The following is a 13,967-nucleotide window of genomic DNA, read 5'->3' as shown; positions in this document are numbered from 1 at the left end:
TTTTTCTCCTGCCGTTCTACCGGCCGACCGCGGCCAGCGCCGATGCCAGATCGATGCTGCCCGTGTACAGCGCCTTGCCGACGATCGCGCCTCCGATGCCGTCGCCCGCATGCGCCGCCAGACGCTCCAGGTCGCCCTGCACGGTGACGCCGCCCGAAGCGATGACCGTTTTGCCGGACGCTTTGGCCAGACTCAGGATCGCTTCCACATTGGGTCCCTGCATCATCCCGTCGCGCGAAATATCGGTGAAAATGAACGTTTCCGCTCCCTTGGCCGCCAGCTCCTTCGCCAGGTCTTCCGCGCGCACTTCCGACGTTTCCAGCCAGCCTCTCGTCGCCACGAATCCGTTTCTCGCGTCGATTCCGATCGCCGCGCGGTCGCCGTACTCCGCCAATACTTTTTCCGTGAACGCCTTGTCCTCGATCGCCGCCGTGCCCAAAATGACCCGGCTGACGCCGAGCGAGAGCAGCAGCTTCACGTCTTCGAACGTACGCAGACCGCCGCCGACCTGCACCGGCACGTTCAATGCCGAGGCGATGCCGCCGATCAGCTCGTGGTTGACCGGCCGGCCTTCCTTCGCTCCGTCGAGATCGACCAGATGGACATATCGGCCGCCCAGCGCTTCCCACTGCTTCGCCGCGTCCAGCGGGCTTTCGTTGAACACCGTCTCCTGCGCGTAATCGCCCTGCAGCAGCCGCACGCACTTGCCGCCCCGAATGTCGATCGCCGGATAAATCGTGAATGCCGTCATATACCGCTCTCCTTTTCGCCTGTGCTTTCTGTCAAAAAAACCGCCGCCGCTGCCTTGTTTCCGCGGTCGTTACGCTCCTGCAGAGCCTTCGGACAGTTTCAAAAAATTGCGCAGCAGATTCATGCCCAGCTCCCCGCTTTTCTCCGGGTGGAACTGCATGCCGTACACGTTGTCCCGCCCGACGATCGCCGTGACCGGCAGTCCGTAGTCCGCCGACGCGATCAGATCGCCGGGCTTGTCCAGTTCCACGTGATAAGAATGGACGAAGTAGACGTGTCCCTGCTCGAGCCCGTCCAGCAGCGGCTCGTTTGCCCGTGCGAAGTTCAGCCGGTTCCATCCCATATGCGGCACTTTCAGCTCGCCCGCTTCGAAGCGCACGGCCCGGCCGGGCAGCAGTCCCAGTCCTTCGTGCTCGCCGTGTTCCGCGCTTCCGTCGAACAGCAGCTGCATGCCGAGGCAGATGCCGAGCAGCGGCATGCCTTCGCCCGCGGCGCGGCGCACCGTCAAGTCCAATCCGGTATCCCGCAGATGGCTCATCGCGTCGCCGAACGCGCCCACGCCGGGCAGCAGCACGCCGGACGAGCGCATGATTTCCGCCTCGTCGCCGGTGACGAGGTAGTCGTAACCGAGCCGCTCCACCGCCTTGCTGACGCTGTGCAGGTTGCCCATTCCGTAGTCGACGATGGCGATCGTCATGTTACAGCACTCCCTTCGTGGACGGTATGCCGCTCACGCGCGGATCGATCGAAGTCGCTTCGTCGAGCGCGCGTCCGAGCGCTTTGAATACCGCTTCGATCATGTGGTGCGTATTTCGGCCGTAGTGCACGATGACGTGCAGCGTGATGCGCGACTCCAGCGCGAATTTCCACAAGAACTCGTGCACCATCTCCGTGGAAAACGTGCCGACCAGATTCGACGGATATTCCGCCCGGTACTCGAAGTGCGGACGCCCGCTTACGTCGATAATGACCTGGGCGAGGGCCTCGTCCATCGGAATAAACACGTTGGCGTAACGCTTGATGCCGCGTTTGTCGCCGAGCGACTGCAGCAGCGCGCTGCCCAGACAGATGCCGATATCTTCGACCGTATGGTGATCGTCGATATCGATGTCGCCGTCCGCGTCCACTTTCAAGTCGAACTGCCCGTGCTTGGTGAACAGGTCCAGCATATGATTGAGAAAAGGAACTCCCGTCGAAATCTCCGACGTGCCGGTGCCGTCGATCCCGAACGACAGCTTGATATCCGTTTCGTTCGTCTTGCGCGCGATGCTCGCGCTGCGCGATTTTTCGTTTTCCTGATTGGCTTCCGTCATGGATGCGCCCCCGTTCTCTTCGTCGTTTTTCGCTTCCTGCCGATACTTCGCCGTACCGCCCGCTCCTTGAATTTATTGTCCGTTCAAGTTTCCCGAGCCTTCTTTTTTGACCCGGACTTCGATCGCGCGCGCGTGACCTTCCAGTCCCTCGCGCCGCGCCAGCTCCATGATCGTCGCCGCATTTTGCAGCAGCGCCTGCTTGCTGTATTGGATGAGGCTTGATTTTTTGATGAAATCGTCCACGTCGACCGGAGAGGCGAACCGCGCCGTTCCGTTGGTCGGAATGATATGGTTAGGTCCGGCAAAGTAATCGCCCACCGGTTCCGAGCTGTACGGTCCCAGGAAAATGGCGCCGGCGTTCTCGATCAGGCCCAGATAATCCGCCGGATTCTGTACCATCACTTCCAGATGCTCCGGTGCCAGCCGGTTGACGACTTTAATGCCTTCTTCGACGCTGCCCGTCACGATGATCGCGCCGTACTTCTCGATCGAGGCCCGCGCGATGGTCTCGCGCGGCAGCAGCGACAGCTGACGTTCCACTTCGGCGGAGACGTACTCCGCCAGCCGCTGCGACGTCGTAACCAGAATCGCCGAAGCCAGCTCGTCGTGCTCCGCCTGCGACAGCAGATCGGCCGCCGCATATTCCGGATCGGCCGTCTCGTCCGCAAGAACGACGATTTCGCTCGGTCCGGCCAGACTGTCGATATCGACCAGCCCATATACTTCGCGTTTGGCCAGCGCGACGTAGATGTTGCCCGGGCCGCAGATCTTGTCGACCCGTTCGATGCTCTCCGTACCGTAAGCCAGCGCCGCCACCGCCTGCGCGCCGCCGACCCGGTAAATCTCGGTCACGCCGGCTTCCGCGGCGGCGACCAGAATATACGGGTCGATGCCTTCCCGTCCGCCCGTCGCCGGCGGCGTCACCATCACGATCTCCGGCACGCCGGCCACCTGGGCCGGAATAACGTTCATCAGCACCGAGGACGGATAAGCGGCCTTGCCGCCCGGCACGTATACGCCGACCCGGCGCAGCGGCCGGATAATCTGTCCGAGCATGCCGCCGTCCGGCTGCAGCTCCATCCAGGAATTGCGCTTCTGACGTTCATGGAAGGCGCGAATATTCGCGGCGGCGGCCCGAATCGCCTCTACAAACGATTCTTCGACATGCCCGTATGCCGCCTGCAGCTCTGCATCGGTCACGCGAAGCTGCGAAGCGTCGAGCTTCGTCCGGTCGAAGCTTTCCGTATAGCGCAGCAGGGCCGCGTCGCCTTCCGCTTTGATATCGCCGACGATGGCCTTGACCGCCGCGATTTGTTCCTCCGATCCGTATTCCGCGTCCCGCCGCAGATCGAATTCCGCTGCCGGTACAATCCTCATGGTTCTTCCTCCCGCTTTTAAGACTTCACCGCTCCCGGCATCACTTTCTCCAGCCGGTCGCACAATTCCTGGATTTCGTTGTTTTTCATCCGGTAGCTGACCCGGTTCGCGATCAGGCGGCTCGTAATGCCGAAGATGCTTTCCCGTTCGACCAAGCCGTTATCCTTCAGCGTCTGTCCCGTTTCCACCATGTCGACGATGCGGTCGGCGAGACCGATCAGCGGCGCCAGCTCGATCGAGCCGTTCAGCTTGATGACTTCGACCTGCTCGCCCTGTTCGCGGAAATAACGCGTCGCCACATTCGGATACTTGGTCGCCACCCGCAGGTGGATGCCCGGTTTCCAATCGGGCAGCGCGATCACCGACATCCGGCATCTGGCGATACCCAGATCCAGCAGCTCGTAGACGTCGCGATTTTCTTCGAGCAGCACGTCCTTGCCCACGATCCCGATATCGGCGACGCCGTATTCCACGTAAGTCGGCACGTCGACCGGCTTGGCCATAATGAATTCCATATTCGCTTCCGGAATCGGAATGACCAGCCGGCGAGAGTCGTCGACATCGTCCGGAATGAAGATGCCGGCCTCGCGAAACAGCTGCGACGCCTTCTTATAGATGCGGCCTTTCGGCATCGCCACCTTCAGCACCTCTCCCATGTCTCTCTCCTCCTCTTTTTAAAAATCGTCCAGCCTATGCTTTCGCGATTGCTTGTTTGTCCCAAAAGTCTTCTTCCGTGCCGAAGGAGCTCATCCCCTGCTCGCCGGCGCATTCTCTCCGGTAAAAAGCAGCACCCGGGCGTAACGTCCGCCGTCGCCGGCTTCCGCGGATTCTCCCGTTTCGTTCGCAAGCCGCGTCACCGCCGCCTGTCCTTCCGTTCTCAGCCTTCCGGCCTCCGCCAGCGCTTCCGCCCGGCGCGCCGCGTCGTAGACGATCAGAACCGGAAGCTCTTCTTCCGGCGAAGGATCTTCGACGCCGTCGAGGATCCGGTTCGTCTTCAGCGCGAAGCCGGTCGCCGGCACGTCGCGGCCGAACTGCCGCAGCAGATTGTCGTAGCGGCCGCCGCTGCAGACCGGGAAACCGAGTTCGGCGGCGTAGCCTTCGAACACCATGCCCGTATAATACGAAAAATCCCCGATCATCGTCAGATCGATCAGCACATGCTCCGACACGCCGTAGTCGTCCAGCGCTTCCCACACGCTGCACAGATGCCGCAGCGACTCCAGAGCGAGCGGGTGCCGGCTCAGCCCGGCCGCCTGGTCGCATACTTCGCGGCCGCCTCGCAGCCGCAAAATGCCTTCGAGCTCCTCCTGCTGCTCGCGGTTCAAACCGAGCGATTCCGCGGCTTCGCGGAAGCCGACGTAGTCGCGATGCAGAAGACGCTCCTTCAGCGCCTTCTGATCTTCCGAGCGGCCGGGCAGCGCTTCGTCGAACAGCCCGTTCAGGAAGCCTACATGCCCGAGCGCGAATTTGAACGTCTTCACGCCGGCCGCCTGCAGCGAAGCGATGGCCAGCGCCACCACTTCCGCATCCGCCTCCGGCGAGCGGTCGCCGATCAGCTCGACCCCCGTCTGGAAAAATTCCGCTTCGCGTCCCGCTTCTTCCTCGATGGCGCGGAACACGTTCGCGTGGTACGACAGCCGAAGCGGCAGCGGTTCTTCCCGCAGCAGCGAAGAAGCGACGCGCGCGATCGGCGCCGTCAGGTCCGATCGCAGCACCAGCGTCTGCCCGCGGTTGTTCAGCAGCTTGAACAGCTTGCGGTCTGACGTCGAGCTCGCGATCCCTACCGTGTCGTAGTATTCGATCGTCGGCGTCTTGATCGTCTCGTAGCCCCAGCGCGCCATGCAGTCGAGCACGCCGCGTTCGATGCGGCGCAGACGCTTGGTCGCGCGCGGCAGATAATCTCGGACGCCGACCGGCTTTTCAAATCCTTTCGGTTTGGACATTTGATTCACCCCTGTGTGTTCGTCTTCGGATCGCTCTCCGACTTCATCTATTTATACCCGGTTCCGGGATCGAATCTTCTCTTCACCCTATCGGAAATCCGGCTTATCGGCAGCCGGATCGCTCGTAACGTTAGCGTCGATCCTTTTAATTGCTTTATTATGGTACAGTGATAACATGGTAGTAAAATAAAGCGTACGACTATATTATCACTTTGTCCGTATCGGAGTCAACGAGGAGCGTCTTTTGTCGAATGAACCGTCCGACGGCGACGACAAAAACCCTTTTCCGTCAAGAAGCGGAAAAGGGTTTTCGGTTTTGCGTTTTCGATCAAACGTTGCGATTGGTCGCCGATGCCGGCGCCGCCGGACCCGTTTTCTTTTTGCGCAGGGAAGCCGGCACGCTGCCCAGCAGCACCCAAGCCCCCGGAATCCAACGCAGAATCGTCTGCGTGACGATCCAGGAGACGAGCAGCGCGCAGATCAGGCCGCCGTAGATCCAGGCAAAATACGTCACCGACCCCATATGCACATGGCTGAAGAACCAGTCTTCCGTATCCCGGTAGTAACCCAGCACGAGCGGATGCACCAGATACACGGCAAAGGACAGTTCCCCCAGACGCGTCAGCAGCTTGATCAGCCATTTCGGCCCTTTACGGAACAGGACGAACGATGCGCGCATCAGCACCATCGCCGTCAGCAGGGTGTGAAGATTCCACAGCAGCTCGTACCAGAGCGAGTTCGCGACCAGTTCGCCCTGCCGGATTTCTTGATAGAACCAGACATGCGCCGCAACGACGGCCGCCCAGGAAATCCACAGCGCCGCATTCCAGAACTTGGCTTTCGCGGACAAGTCTTTGGCGTCGCTCATCAGCCAACCGCGTATTTTATCGAAGTAAATCGCCAGAAACGCGCCGATCATATAGTAGGACAAGTATGTAATCGCAAGACTTCCTTTGGTCGGATAATGCAGCTCGTATTTATTCCAGAACACGAAAGCCCACTGCAGAATGAGTCCGATCGGAATCGCCCAGCGCGTAAACCATTTGGACGATTTGAACAAGAAGAGCATCACCGGGAACAAAATGTAGAATTGTACGCTGATATACACGAAGTACAAATGCGTATACGCCGTGCCTTCCCGCAGGTTTTTCCAATAGCGGGCCAGCATGTCGCCGTACGTCTCCGTGCCTGCTCCGAGCGTACCCGCCACATGCATTTTATAAATAAAATATATGGCCGAGATCAGCACGTAAGGCAGCAAAATATACAGCATTCTTTTTTTGTAGAATCCTCCGACCAGCTTGCCGTTCAGCGGACGGTTGTAGTAGTTGTAGAACAGCACGAAGCTGCTCAGCATGATGAACGAAGGCGTGCCGTATCGAAAGAACACGTTAATGAAGTTAATCAGATAAAAAGCTTTCAAATGGACCGACTCGATCGTTGCAAAGGAAGTGGAATGGACATGCAGTACACCCAGGATAGCCAACGCGCGGAACGTGTCCAGCTGCGGCAGCCTTTCTTTTTTGATTGAAACAGAACTCAACTTGATTGCTCCTTTCCCGACCGTCCGCTTCAAGCTCGCTTCAAGCGATCCGGTTCGCCTGCAGGTCTTCTCGTCCTGCAAATCTATGCTGTTCGAAGCGAAAAGCGGGACGGCTCGGCCGCCTCCCGCTCACGCTCCTTCTGCATTATACCCGACGCGGATCTTCTGTACGCCGCTTTGGCGGCAACTTTCGGAAAATGTTAAACAACGGGCAAGGACATACCGTCAAAATTCAAGGATTTTTCCGTTCGATGATCCGCAGCGGATTGCCGCCCACGAACGTTCCGGCTTCCACGTCGCGGTGAACGACCGAACCGGCCGCGACGACCGCGCCGTCGCCGATCGTTACGCCCGGAAGAATGGTCGAGTTGGCCCCGATCATCACTTCGTCGCCGATGATAACTTCGCCCAGCCGATATTCGCGAATCAGATACTCATGCGCCAGAATGGTCGTATTGTACCCGATGACGGTATTGCGGCCGATCGTAATCTTTTCCGGGAAAAAGACGTCCACCATAACCATAAGCCCGAAAGCCGTATCCCGGCCCACTTTCATGTGGAGGATACGGCGGTAGATCCAGTTTTTCAACTCCAGGATCGGGCAATAACGGGCGATTTGGATAAAAACAAAGTTTTTGATGCCTTTCCAAGGGCTGACCGTTTTGTAGATCTGGCGCAGAGAGTTCGGACCGTCTTCAACGAAGTACCGCTCCGTTTTTCTCATGCTTCCCTGCGCTCCGTTCCGGTCAGTCTGTATAGATCCCGCATATCGTGCAAGATATGGTCCGGGCCGTAACCCGACAGAATCTTCTCGCCCTTGAGCGACCAGGCGACCGCTGCGGCGCGCACCCCTGCGTTCTGAGCCGACTGAATGTCCGCCGGGCTGTCCCCGACCATCAGCGCCGTTTCGCGGTCTGCTCCCATAAGCTCCAAGGCTTTCAGGACCGGCTCGGCATGGGGTTTCGGATGGGTCACGTCAGTCACGGTTACGACCGCGTCCATATAGCGGTACAGGTCGAACATTTCCAGCACCTTCATAGTGGTCGGCCGAATCTTGGTCGTGACGACGCCGAGCCGGATGCCGGCCGCATGAAGATCGCGTACCACCTCCTGCACGTACGGAAACGGCTTAACCATCGCGTCGTGATGGGCCAGATTATAGGTGCGATACGCTTTTTCCAATTCTCGCACATCCTCCAGGCCGGAGAATACGCGGAGCTGATTCTCCAGCGTCGTGCCCATGTGGGGAATAATCGTTTCCCGCGTCAGCGGAATATCGCTCATCGCATTCATGAAAGAATCGATGATCAGCTCGTTCGTATCGATAATCGTGCCGTCCAGATCGAACAATACCGTCTTGATTGCAGAATTCATGATGTCACTCCTTGCGGGTAGAATCTTCGCCCGGAGGCGGGGTGTCGGGCCGCCCGGAAGACGCGGCGGGGTCCGTTTCGCCCGAACGGGCCTGCGATCCGCGGGTCGGTGCGGAAGGGGCTTCCACACGGTGCTTCTCATCCACCGCTGCCGGAGCCGTCTCCAGTTTCGACGACACGATCGGATCGGAATACCGGATATTGGCCTGCCCGTTTTGACGGCGAATGATGATCAGCGCAATGGCTACCACGAAGAAGACGATGGCCAGAAGCTGCGAAATTCGGACGTTGCCGTAAGCCGGATCGAGGTACCCTTCTTCGAACCCGAACCAGGTCATCGGCGTCCACATGCCGTGGATCAGCGAAGCCAGCCAATTCGGACCCTGGAAAGCCAAGCTGTCGGTCCGCAGCGCTTCGATAAAGAAGCGGCCGATCGCGTACCAGATGAAATATCCGATAAAAATTTCGCCCGCGCGCACGAATTTCCGGCGGCGAATGATAAAAATCAGAATGATGCCGAGAATATTCCAGCATGATTCGTACAGGAACGTCGGATGACGATAGACGCCTTCGATGTTCATCTGATTCACGATGAAGTTGGGCAGATGCAGCGTGCCGCGCAGGAAGCTCTCGGTCGTTTCTCCGCCGTACGCCTCTTGGTTGACGAAGTTGCCCCATCGTCCGATCAGCTGTCCCGCCAGCAGGCCCGGCGCGCAGATATCGGCGATGCGCCAGAAGCTGTATCCTTTGATTCGGGTGTAGATGACGGCACACACCACGGCGCCGATCAGCGCTCCGTAGATGGCGATCCCGCCTTCCCAAATCGCGAATACTTTGAGCGGATTGTCCTTGTACTGGTCCCATTGGAACGCGACGTAGTAGATCCGCGCGCAGATAATGGCGGAAGGCACGCCGAACAGCAGAATGTCCATGAACAATTCCTGCGGCAGCCCAAACCGTTTTCCTTCGCGCATGGCCAGCAGCAGGCCGACTACGGCTCCCAGGCCGAGAATCAGCCCGTACCAGTGCACGGCCAGCGGCCCGATTTTAAAAGCGATCGGATTGATCGCCAATAATGCACTCATTCTTGTTCCCCCTAATACGTTGTCTGCGCAAAACTCGATTTAAATCGCTGTCCGATATTGAAGCTGCCCGGACGACAACGTCTTAATCCAGATCGTCCATGTCGTCGGCGATCGTTGCGGTCAGCTTATGGGTAAACTGCTGCGCCGCGTTGTATCCCATCCGTTTCAGACGGAAGTTCATTGCCGCGACCTCGATGATGACCGCCAGATTTCGGCCCGGGCGGACCGGCACGGTCACGAGCGGCACATCGGTATCGATGATGCGAGTCGTTTCCTCATCGAGGCCGAGGCGATCGTACTGCTTGTCGGGCTGCCAGTTCTCCAAGCGAACGACCAGCGTGATCCGTTTGTGGTTGCGGATCGCGCCCGCTCCGAACAGCGTCATGACGTTGATGATCCCCACGCCGCGAATTTCCAGCAGGTGACGGATCAGCTCCGGCGCCGTACCGTCGAGTTGATTGTCGGCGCTTTGCCGAATTTCGACCGCGTCGTCCGCGATCAACCGGTGGCCGCGCTTGACCAGTTCCAACGCCGTTTCGCTTTTGCCGATGCCGCTGCTGCCGGTAATGATGATGCCTACGCCGTATACATCCACCAATACGCCGTGGATCGTCGTCGTCGGAGCCAGCTTGCGTTCCAAAAAGTCGGTAACGCGGCTGGACAGGCTGGTCGTCGACATTCCGCTGCGCAGAACGGGAATGTCCCGTTCCGAACTGATCTGCACCAGCTCTTCGGGCACGTCGAAAGACCGGGTCACGATAATGCACGGCGTCTCTTCGCTGCAGAGCCGGCTCATCCGGTCCATCTTGTCTTCTTTCGAGAGCATATGATAAAAAGTCAGCTCGGTCTTACCCAGCAGCTGAATCCGCTCCGGTGAATGATACTCAAAGTATCCGGCCATTTCGAGCCCCGGCCGGTTCAGATCGTCGACGGCGATCGGACGGCGCAGCCCACTCTCGCCCGATACGACTTCAAATTGGAACTGTTGGACAAGCTCGGCTACTTTTACCTTTTTAGCCATTCCGTAATCTTCCCTTCTGATGGTCGTTCTGATATGGAATCGTCGTACCGCTTTTTGCACACTATCCTATTCATCGTAAAGGAAATGTTCGTTGAAAGCAATGCTCCTTCGCCTGCCCCAAATGCGAAAAAGCCGCCCGGAAGGGCGGCCCTTTATACTCGCTCGGACAGCAAACGGAATTATTTCGCGTCGTAGAAGACGTTGACTTCCGACTCTCTGTCGAAGATATGCACTTTGTTCATGTCGATAGCCAGTCTGACCTGCGAACCTTCGCGTACGCTGGAACGTCCGTCTACACGGGCAATCGTCGTGTCGCCGCCCAGGCCGCTCAGATAAAGCAGCATTTCGTGACCGAGGTTCTCGGTAACGTCGACGTTGGCCGCGAAGATCGTGTTCGGCGAAGCTTCCAGGAATACAGGCTCTTCGTGAATATCTTCCGGACGCAGACCCATGATAACTTCTTTGCCCACCATCGACTTGTCGCGCAGGATTTGCGCTTTGCCGCGCGGAACTTCAACATCAAGGCCTTGAGCCTGGAAGTGCAGCGCGCCGCCTTGATCGACCAGCTTGCCGTTAATGAAGTTCATTGTCGGGGAACCGATAAATCCGGCAACGAAAATGTTCGTCGGATTGTTGTACAGTTCTTCCGGCGGAGCTGCCTGCTGAATGATGCCATCTTTCATAACGACGATGCGATCGCCCATGGTCATGGCTTCGATCTGGTCGTGCGTTACGTAGATGCAGGTCGTTTCAAGGCGTTTTACGAGCTTCGTGATTTCGGCACGCATCTGACCGCGCAGCTTGGCGTCCAAGTTGGAGAGAGGTTCGTCCATCAGGAACACTTGCGGATCGCGGACGATCGCGCGTCCCAGGGCAACCCGCTGACGCTGACCGCCGGAGAGAGCTTTCGGTTTGCGTTCGAGCAGGTGCTCAATATCGAGAATTTTAGCCGCTTCGCGTACGCGCTTCTCGATTTCGTCTTTTTTCACTTTGCGGAGTTTCAGACCGAAAGCCATGTTCGAGTATACGTCCATGTGCGGGTACAGGGCGTAGGATTGGAATACCATCGCGATATCGCGGTCTTTCGGAGCGACGTCGTTCACGACGCGGTCGCCGATATACAATTTGCCTTCGGAAATTTCTTCGAGACCCGCGATCATGCGGAGCGTCGTCGATTTTCCGCAGCCGGAAGGACCGACCAGGACGAGGAATTCTTTGTCTTTGATATCAAGGTTAACGTCGACTACCGTTGCTTTGTCGGAACCTGCATACTTCTTATAGATATGTTCTAAGCGTACACCAGCCATTGAATGTTGCCTCCCTGTATTGAGGATATGTGTATGGAGCTGAGCTGCTTTCTGTTTACCTGTTCCCATAGTACCCTGAATACGCTTTCTTGGCTATTCGCAAACTGCACAAAAATCGTCTCAGTCTTTTGTCACTTTATCCAATAGCACCGCCAGCCTCATTAATACGGCATCTCCGAAGTTGCGAACGTCGAGCCCGGTTTCCTGCTTGACCTTGTCCAGCCGGTAAATGAGCGTATTGCGATGGATATACAGCCTCTTCGCGGTTTCGCTTACATTGCAGTTCATCCGAAAAAACGTCTCGAGAGTCGTCAAGGTTTCGCTGTCTTCGAGCACGACCGCGCGCCCTTCGATCTCCTCCATGAATCGCTCCCGCTGCTTGGCCGGAACGCTGTAAACGAGACGTTCCAACCCCAGTTCCCACGGCAGATGCACATTCCGCGTCACATGGAACGTTTTGCCGAGAAAGACGCTCTCTTTCAGCAGACGCAGCGCGGGCACAAGGCCGTACGCAGGCTGCAGAGGCTCGGATACGGACAGATTGAAAATCCCCGCCCATTCGCTTGCAATCAGCTCGTACAGCCCCAACCCGAAAGCCTCCAGCAGTTCGCGGTCGGATTCTTCCTCTTCGTCCCGTTCTTCCGAAATCTGCATCACATCGAGCCGGTCGACAAGCAGAAGCCATTCCCGGTCATGCAGCGGAATTACGAGCACTTCCCTTTCCAGAAAGGTCGACAGCAGCTGGTGGAGCTCCTCATAGCCGCCGAGCGAATTCTGAGCCCCCTCGCAGATCAGCAAGAACGGAATCATTTCCGCAAAGAGCCGGTTTTTCAACAGCAGCGTATCCGGCAGCTCCTGCGGAGACTCGCCGCGCTCCATCCTCTCCGCAAGCCAGCGGCCCAGCTGCTGAACCTCGGTCTCCCTCTCGGGAAGAGGCTCGCCGGCATCCAAAGACGCGGATTGAACAAGAAGAGAAATCAATTCGCGAACGGACGGTTCCAGTCGGTCGTCCGCAATCCGAACCGCCAATCGCTCTTCGGTTGCTTCCCGAGTGTCCGCCGCAAAAAACCAAGTCGATCCGGCTTCTACCGTACCCTGCTCGGGCAGGCCGTCTGTCGAGAAGCGATCGCCGGCTCTCTCGGCATGCAGGGAGGCGACGGCTTTAAGCCTATCCTGCCAGGGAGAATTCTCTATCTTAATCAGTTCAACCGGCCTGCCGACGATCGATTCCAGCCGGCTCCGAATTTCCTGCACATTCATGACAAGCCCTCCAACACCCGTTTTCTTCTCATCTTAACATAATGCCGAATACGCAAAAAAGCCGCATCCCGTAAAGATACGGAACGCGGCTTTTTGATGAGCCATGAAGGACTCGAACCTTCGACACCCTGATTAAAAGTCAGGTGCTCTACCAACTGAGCTAATGGCTCTCAAAAACTGGTGGAGGCTGATGGATTCGAACCACCGAACTCGGAGAGAACAGATTTACAGTCTGCTGCGTTTGGCCACTTCGCTAAGCCTCCACAAAATATAAAGATGGCTCGGGACGGAATCGAACCGCCGACACAAGGATTTTCAGTCCTTTGCTCTACCAACTGAGCTACCGAGCCATACTCAATGAAGCTGATATTCAATTAAATTAAATGGCGGAACTGACGGGATTCGAACCCGCGGTCTCCTGCGTGACAGGCAGGCATGTTAGGCCTCTACACCACAGTTCCAGGCCAATTAAATGGTGCCGGCGAGAGGACTTGAACCCCCAACCTACTGATTACAAGTCAGTTGCTCTACCAATTGAGCTACACCGGCATATATATGGTGGAGGCTGAGGGGATCGAACCCCCGACCCTCTGCTTGTAAGGCAGATGCTCTCCCAGCTGAGCTAAGCCTCCATGGGAATAAAGATAAAATAGCGGCGGAGGGGATCGAACCCCCGACCTCACGGGTATGAACCGTACGCTCTAGCCAGCTGAGCTACACCGCCATATTACATTGCCATTTCTCTTCTATTATAGAAGGGAATGGCGGAGAGAGAGGGATTCGAACCCTCGCACCGCTAACGCAGTCTAACCCCTTAGCAGAGGGTCCCCTTATAGCCACTTGGGTATCTCTCCAAACCGGTTTTTTCCGTGCGATTATTCTTCATCGAATACAATCCAGGAAAATAACCTCACTAGAAAAGACATGCATGTTGCAGTTTCACTCAAGGTTTGCACCTTGAAAACTGGATCCGAAACGATCGCTTCGCGTCACCG

At 57.5% G+C, this 13,967-nt stretch carries 13 protein-coding genes and 8 tRNA genes; all 21 read right to left on the bottom strand.

The features are described from left to right. Positions 1 to 16 precede the first annotated feature (16 nt). Positions 17 to 751 (bottom strand): 1-(5-phosphoribosyl)-5-[(5-phosphoribosylamino)methylideneamino]imidazole-4-carboxamide isomerase, encoded by a 735-nt coding sequence (gene hisA, locus GYN08_RS17705; RefSeq protein WP_166276989.1) that lies wholly within the window; start codon positions 749 to 751, stop codon positions 17 to 19. A 69-nt stretch (positions 752 to 820) separates the two neighbouring features. After that, the gene (hisH, locus tag GYN08_RS17700) at positions 821 to 1,447 is read right to left on the bottom strand and encodes an imidazole glycerol phosphate synthase subunit HisH (protein WP_166276986.1); all 627 of its coding nucleotides are present in this window, start codon (positions 1,445 to 1,447) and stop codon (positions 821 to 823) included. 1 nt (position 1,448) lies between these two features. After that, on the bottom strand, positions 1,449 to 2,063 hold the full coding sequence (gene hisB, locus GYN08_RS17695) for an imidazoleglycerol-phosphate dehydratase HisB (protein ID WP_166276983.1): 615 nt from the start codon (positions 2,061 to 2,063) through the stop codon (positions 1,449 to 1,451). A gap of 72 nt (positions 2,064 to 2,135) precedes the next feature. Further along, positions 2,136 to 3,440, bottom strand: coding sequence for a histidinol dehydrogenase (gene hisD, locus GYN08_RS17690; protein ID WP_166276981.1), 1,305 nt, complete (start codon positions 3,438 to 3,440; stop codon positions 2,136 to 2,138). 17 nt (positions 3,441 to 3,457) lie between these two features. Continuing rightward, complete coding sequence (gene hisG / locus GYN08_RS17685) at positions 3,458 to 4,096, bottom strand: ATP phosphoribosyltransferase (protein ID WP_166276978.1); 639 nt, start codon at positions 4,094 to 4,096, stop codon at positions 3,458 to 3,460. 90 nt (positions 4,097 to 4,186) lie between these two features. After that, positions 4,187 to 5,383: an ATP phosphoribosyltransferase regulatory subunit gene (locus GYN08_RS17680; protein WP_166276975.1), complete on the bottom strand. Its 1,197-nt coding sequence runs from the start codon at positions 5,381 to 5,383 to the stop codon at positions 4,187 to 4,189. 328 nt (positions 5,384 to 5,711) lie between these two features. Further along, positions 5,712 to 6,926 (bottom strand): acyltransferase, encoded by a 1,215-nt coding sequence (locus GYN08_RS17675; protein ID WP_166276972.1) that lies wholly within the window; start codon positions 6,924 to 6,926, stop codon positions 5,712 to 5,714. A 232-nt stretch (positions 6,927 to 7,158) separates the two neighbouring features. Then, the gene (locus GYN08_RS17670) at positions 7,159 to 7,650 is read right to left on the bottom strand and encodes an acyltransferase (protein ID WP_166276969.1); all 492 of its coding nucleotides are present in this window, start codon (positions 7,648 to 7,650) and stop codon (positions 7,159 to 7,161) included. Continuing rightward, a complete protein-coding gene (gene ppaX / locus GYN08_RS17665) occupies positions 7,647 to 8,300 on the bottom strand; it encodes a pyrophosphatase PpaX (RefSeq protein ID WP_166276966.1) in 654 nt (217 codons plus the stop codon). Before ppaX ends, GYN08_RS17670 begins: the two co-directional genes overlap by 4 nt. A 4-nt stretch (positions 8,301 to 8,304) precedes the next feature. Then, the gene (gene lgt, locus GYN08_RS17660) at positions 8,305 to 9,384 is read right to left on the bottom strand and encodes a prolipoprotein diacylglyceryl transferase (RefSeq protein ID WP_166276963.1); all 1,080 of its coding nucleotides are present in this window, start codon (positions 9,382 to 9,384) and stop codon (positions 8,305 to 8,307) included. 82 nt (positions 9,385 to 9,466) lie between these two features. Beyond that, complete coding sequence (hprK, locus tag GYN08_RS17655; protein WP_166276960.1) at positions 9,467 to 10,405, bottom strand: HPr(Ser) kinase/phosphatase; 939 nt, start codon at positions 10,403 to 10,405, stop codon at positions 9,467 to 9,469. A 179-nt stretch (positions 10,406 to 10,584) separates the two neighbouring features. Further along, positions 10,585 to 11,712, bottom strand: coding sequence for an ABC transporter ATP-binding protein (locus GYN08_RS17650; protein WP_166276957.1), 1,128 nt, complete (start codon positions 11,710 to 11,712; stop codon positions 10,585 to 10,587). A gap of 120 nt (positions 11,713 to 11,832) precedes the next feature. Then, complete coding sequence (locus GYN08_RS17645; protein WP_166276954.1) at positions 11,833 to 12,972, bottom strand: PucR family transcriptional regulator; 1,140 nt, start codon at positions 12,970 to 12,972, stop codon at positions 11,833 to 11,835. A 97-nt stretch (positions 12,973 to 13,069) separates the two neighbouring features. Further along, positions 13,070 to 13,142, bottom strand: a tRNA-Lys gene (locus tag GYN08_RS17640). 8 nt (positions 13,143 to 13,150) lie between these two features. Continuing rightward, positions 13,151 to 13,235 (bottom strand) — tRNA-Tyr (locus GYN08_RS17635). A gap of 14 nt (positions 13,236 to 13,249) precedes the next feature. Then, positions 13,250 to 13,322, bottom strand: a tRNA-Phe gene (locus GYN08_RS17630). A gap of 34 nt (positions 13,323 to 13,356) precedes the next feature. Then, positions 13,357 to 13,433 (bottom strand) — tRNA-Asp (locus GYN08_RS17625). Between the two features lie 12 nt (positions 13,434 to 13,445). Continuing rightward, positions 13,446 to 13,521: transfer RNA gene (locus tag GYN08_RS17620), tRNA-Thr, on the bottom strand. A gap of 7 nt (positions 13,522 to 13,528) precedes the next feature. Continuing rightward, positions 13,529 to 13,604: transfer RNA gene (locus GYN08_RS17615), tRNA-Val, on the bottom strand. Positions 13,605 to 13,622: 18 nt separating this feature from the next. Beyond that, positions 13,623 to 13,696: transfer RNA gene (locus GYN08_RS17610), tRNA-Met, on the bottom strand. A 38-nt stretch (positions 13,697 to 13,734) separates the two neighbouring features. Further along, positions 13,735 to 13,826 (bottom strand) — tRNA-Ser (locus tag GYN08_RS17605). Positions 13,827 to 13,967 lie beyond the last annotated feature (141 nt).

It is taken from the genome of Saccharibacillus alkalitolerans (assembly GCF_011090185.1).
GTDB lineage: Bacteria > Bacillota > Bacilli > Paenibacillales > Paenibacillaceae > Saccharibacillus > Saccharibacillus alkalitolerans.
The sequence above is the reverse complement of the archived record's forward strand: the minus strand, read 5'-3'. Positions and strand labels throughout refer to the sequence as shown.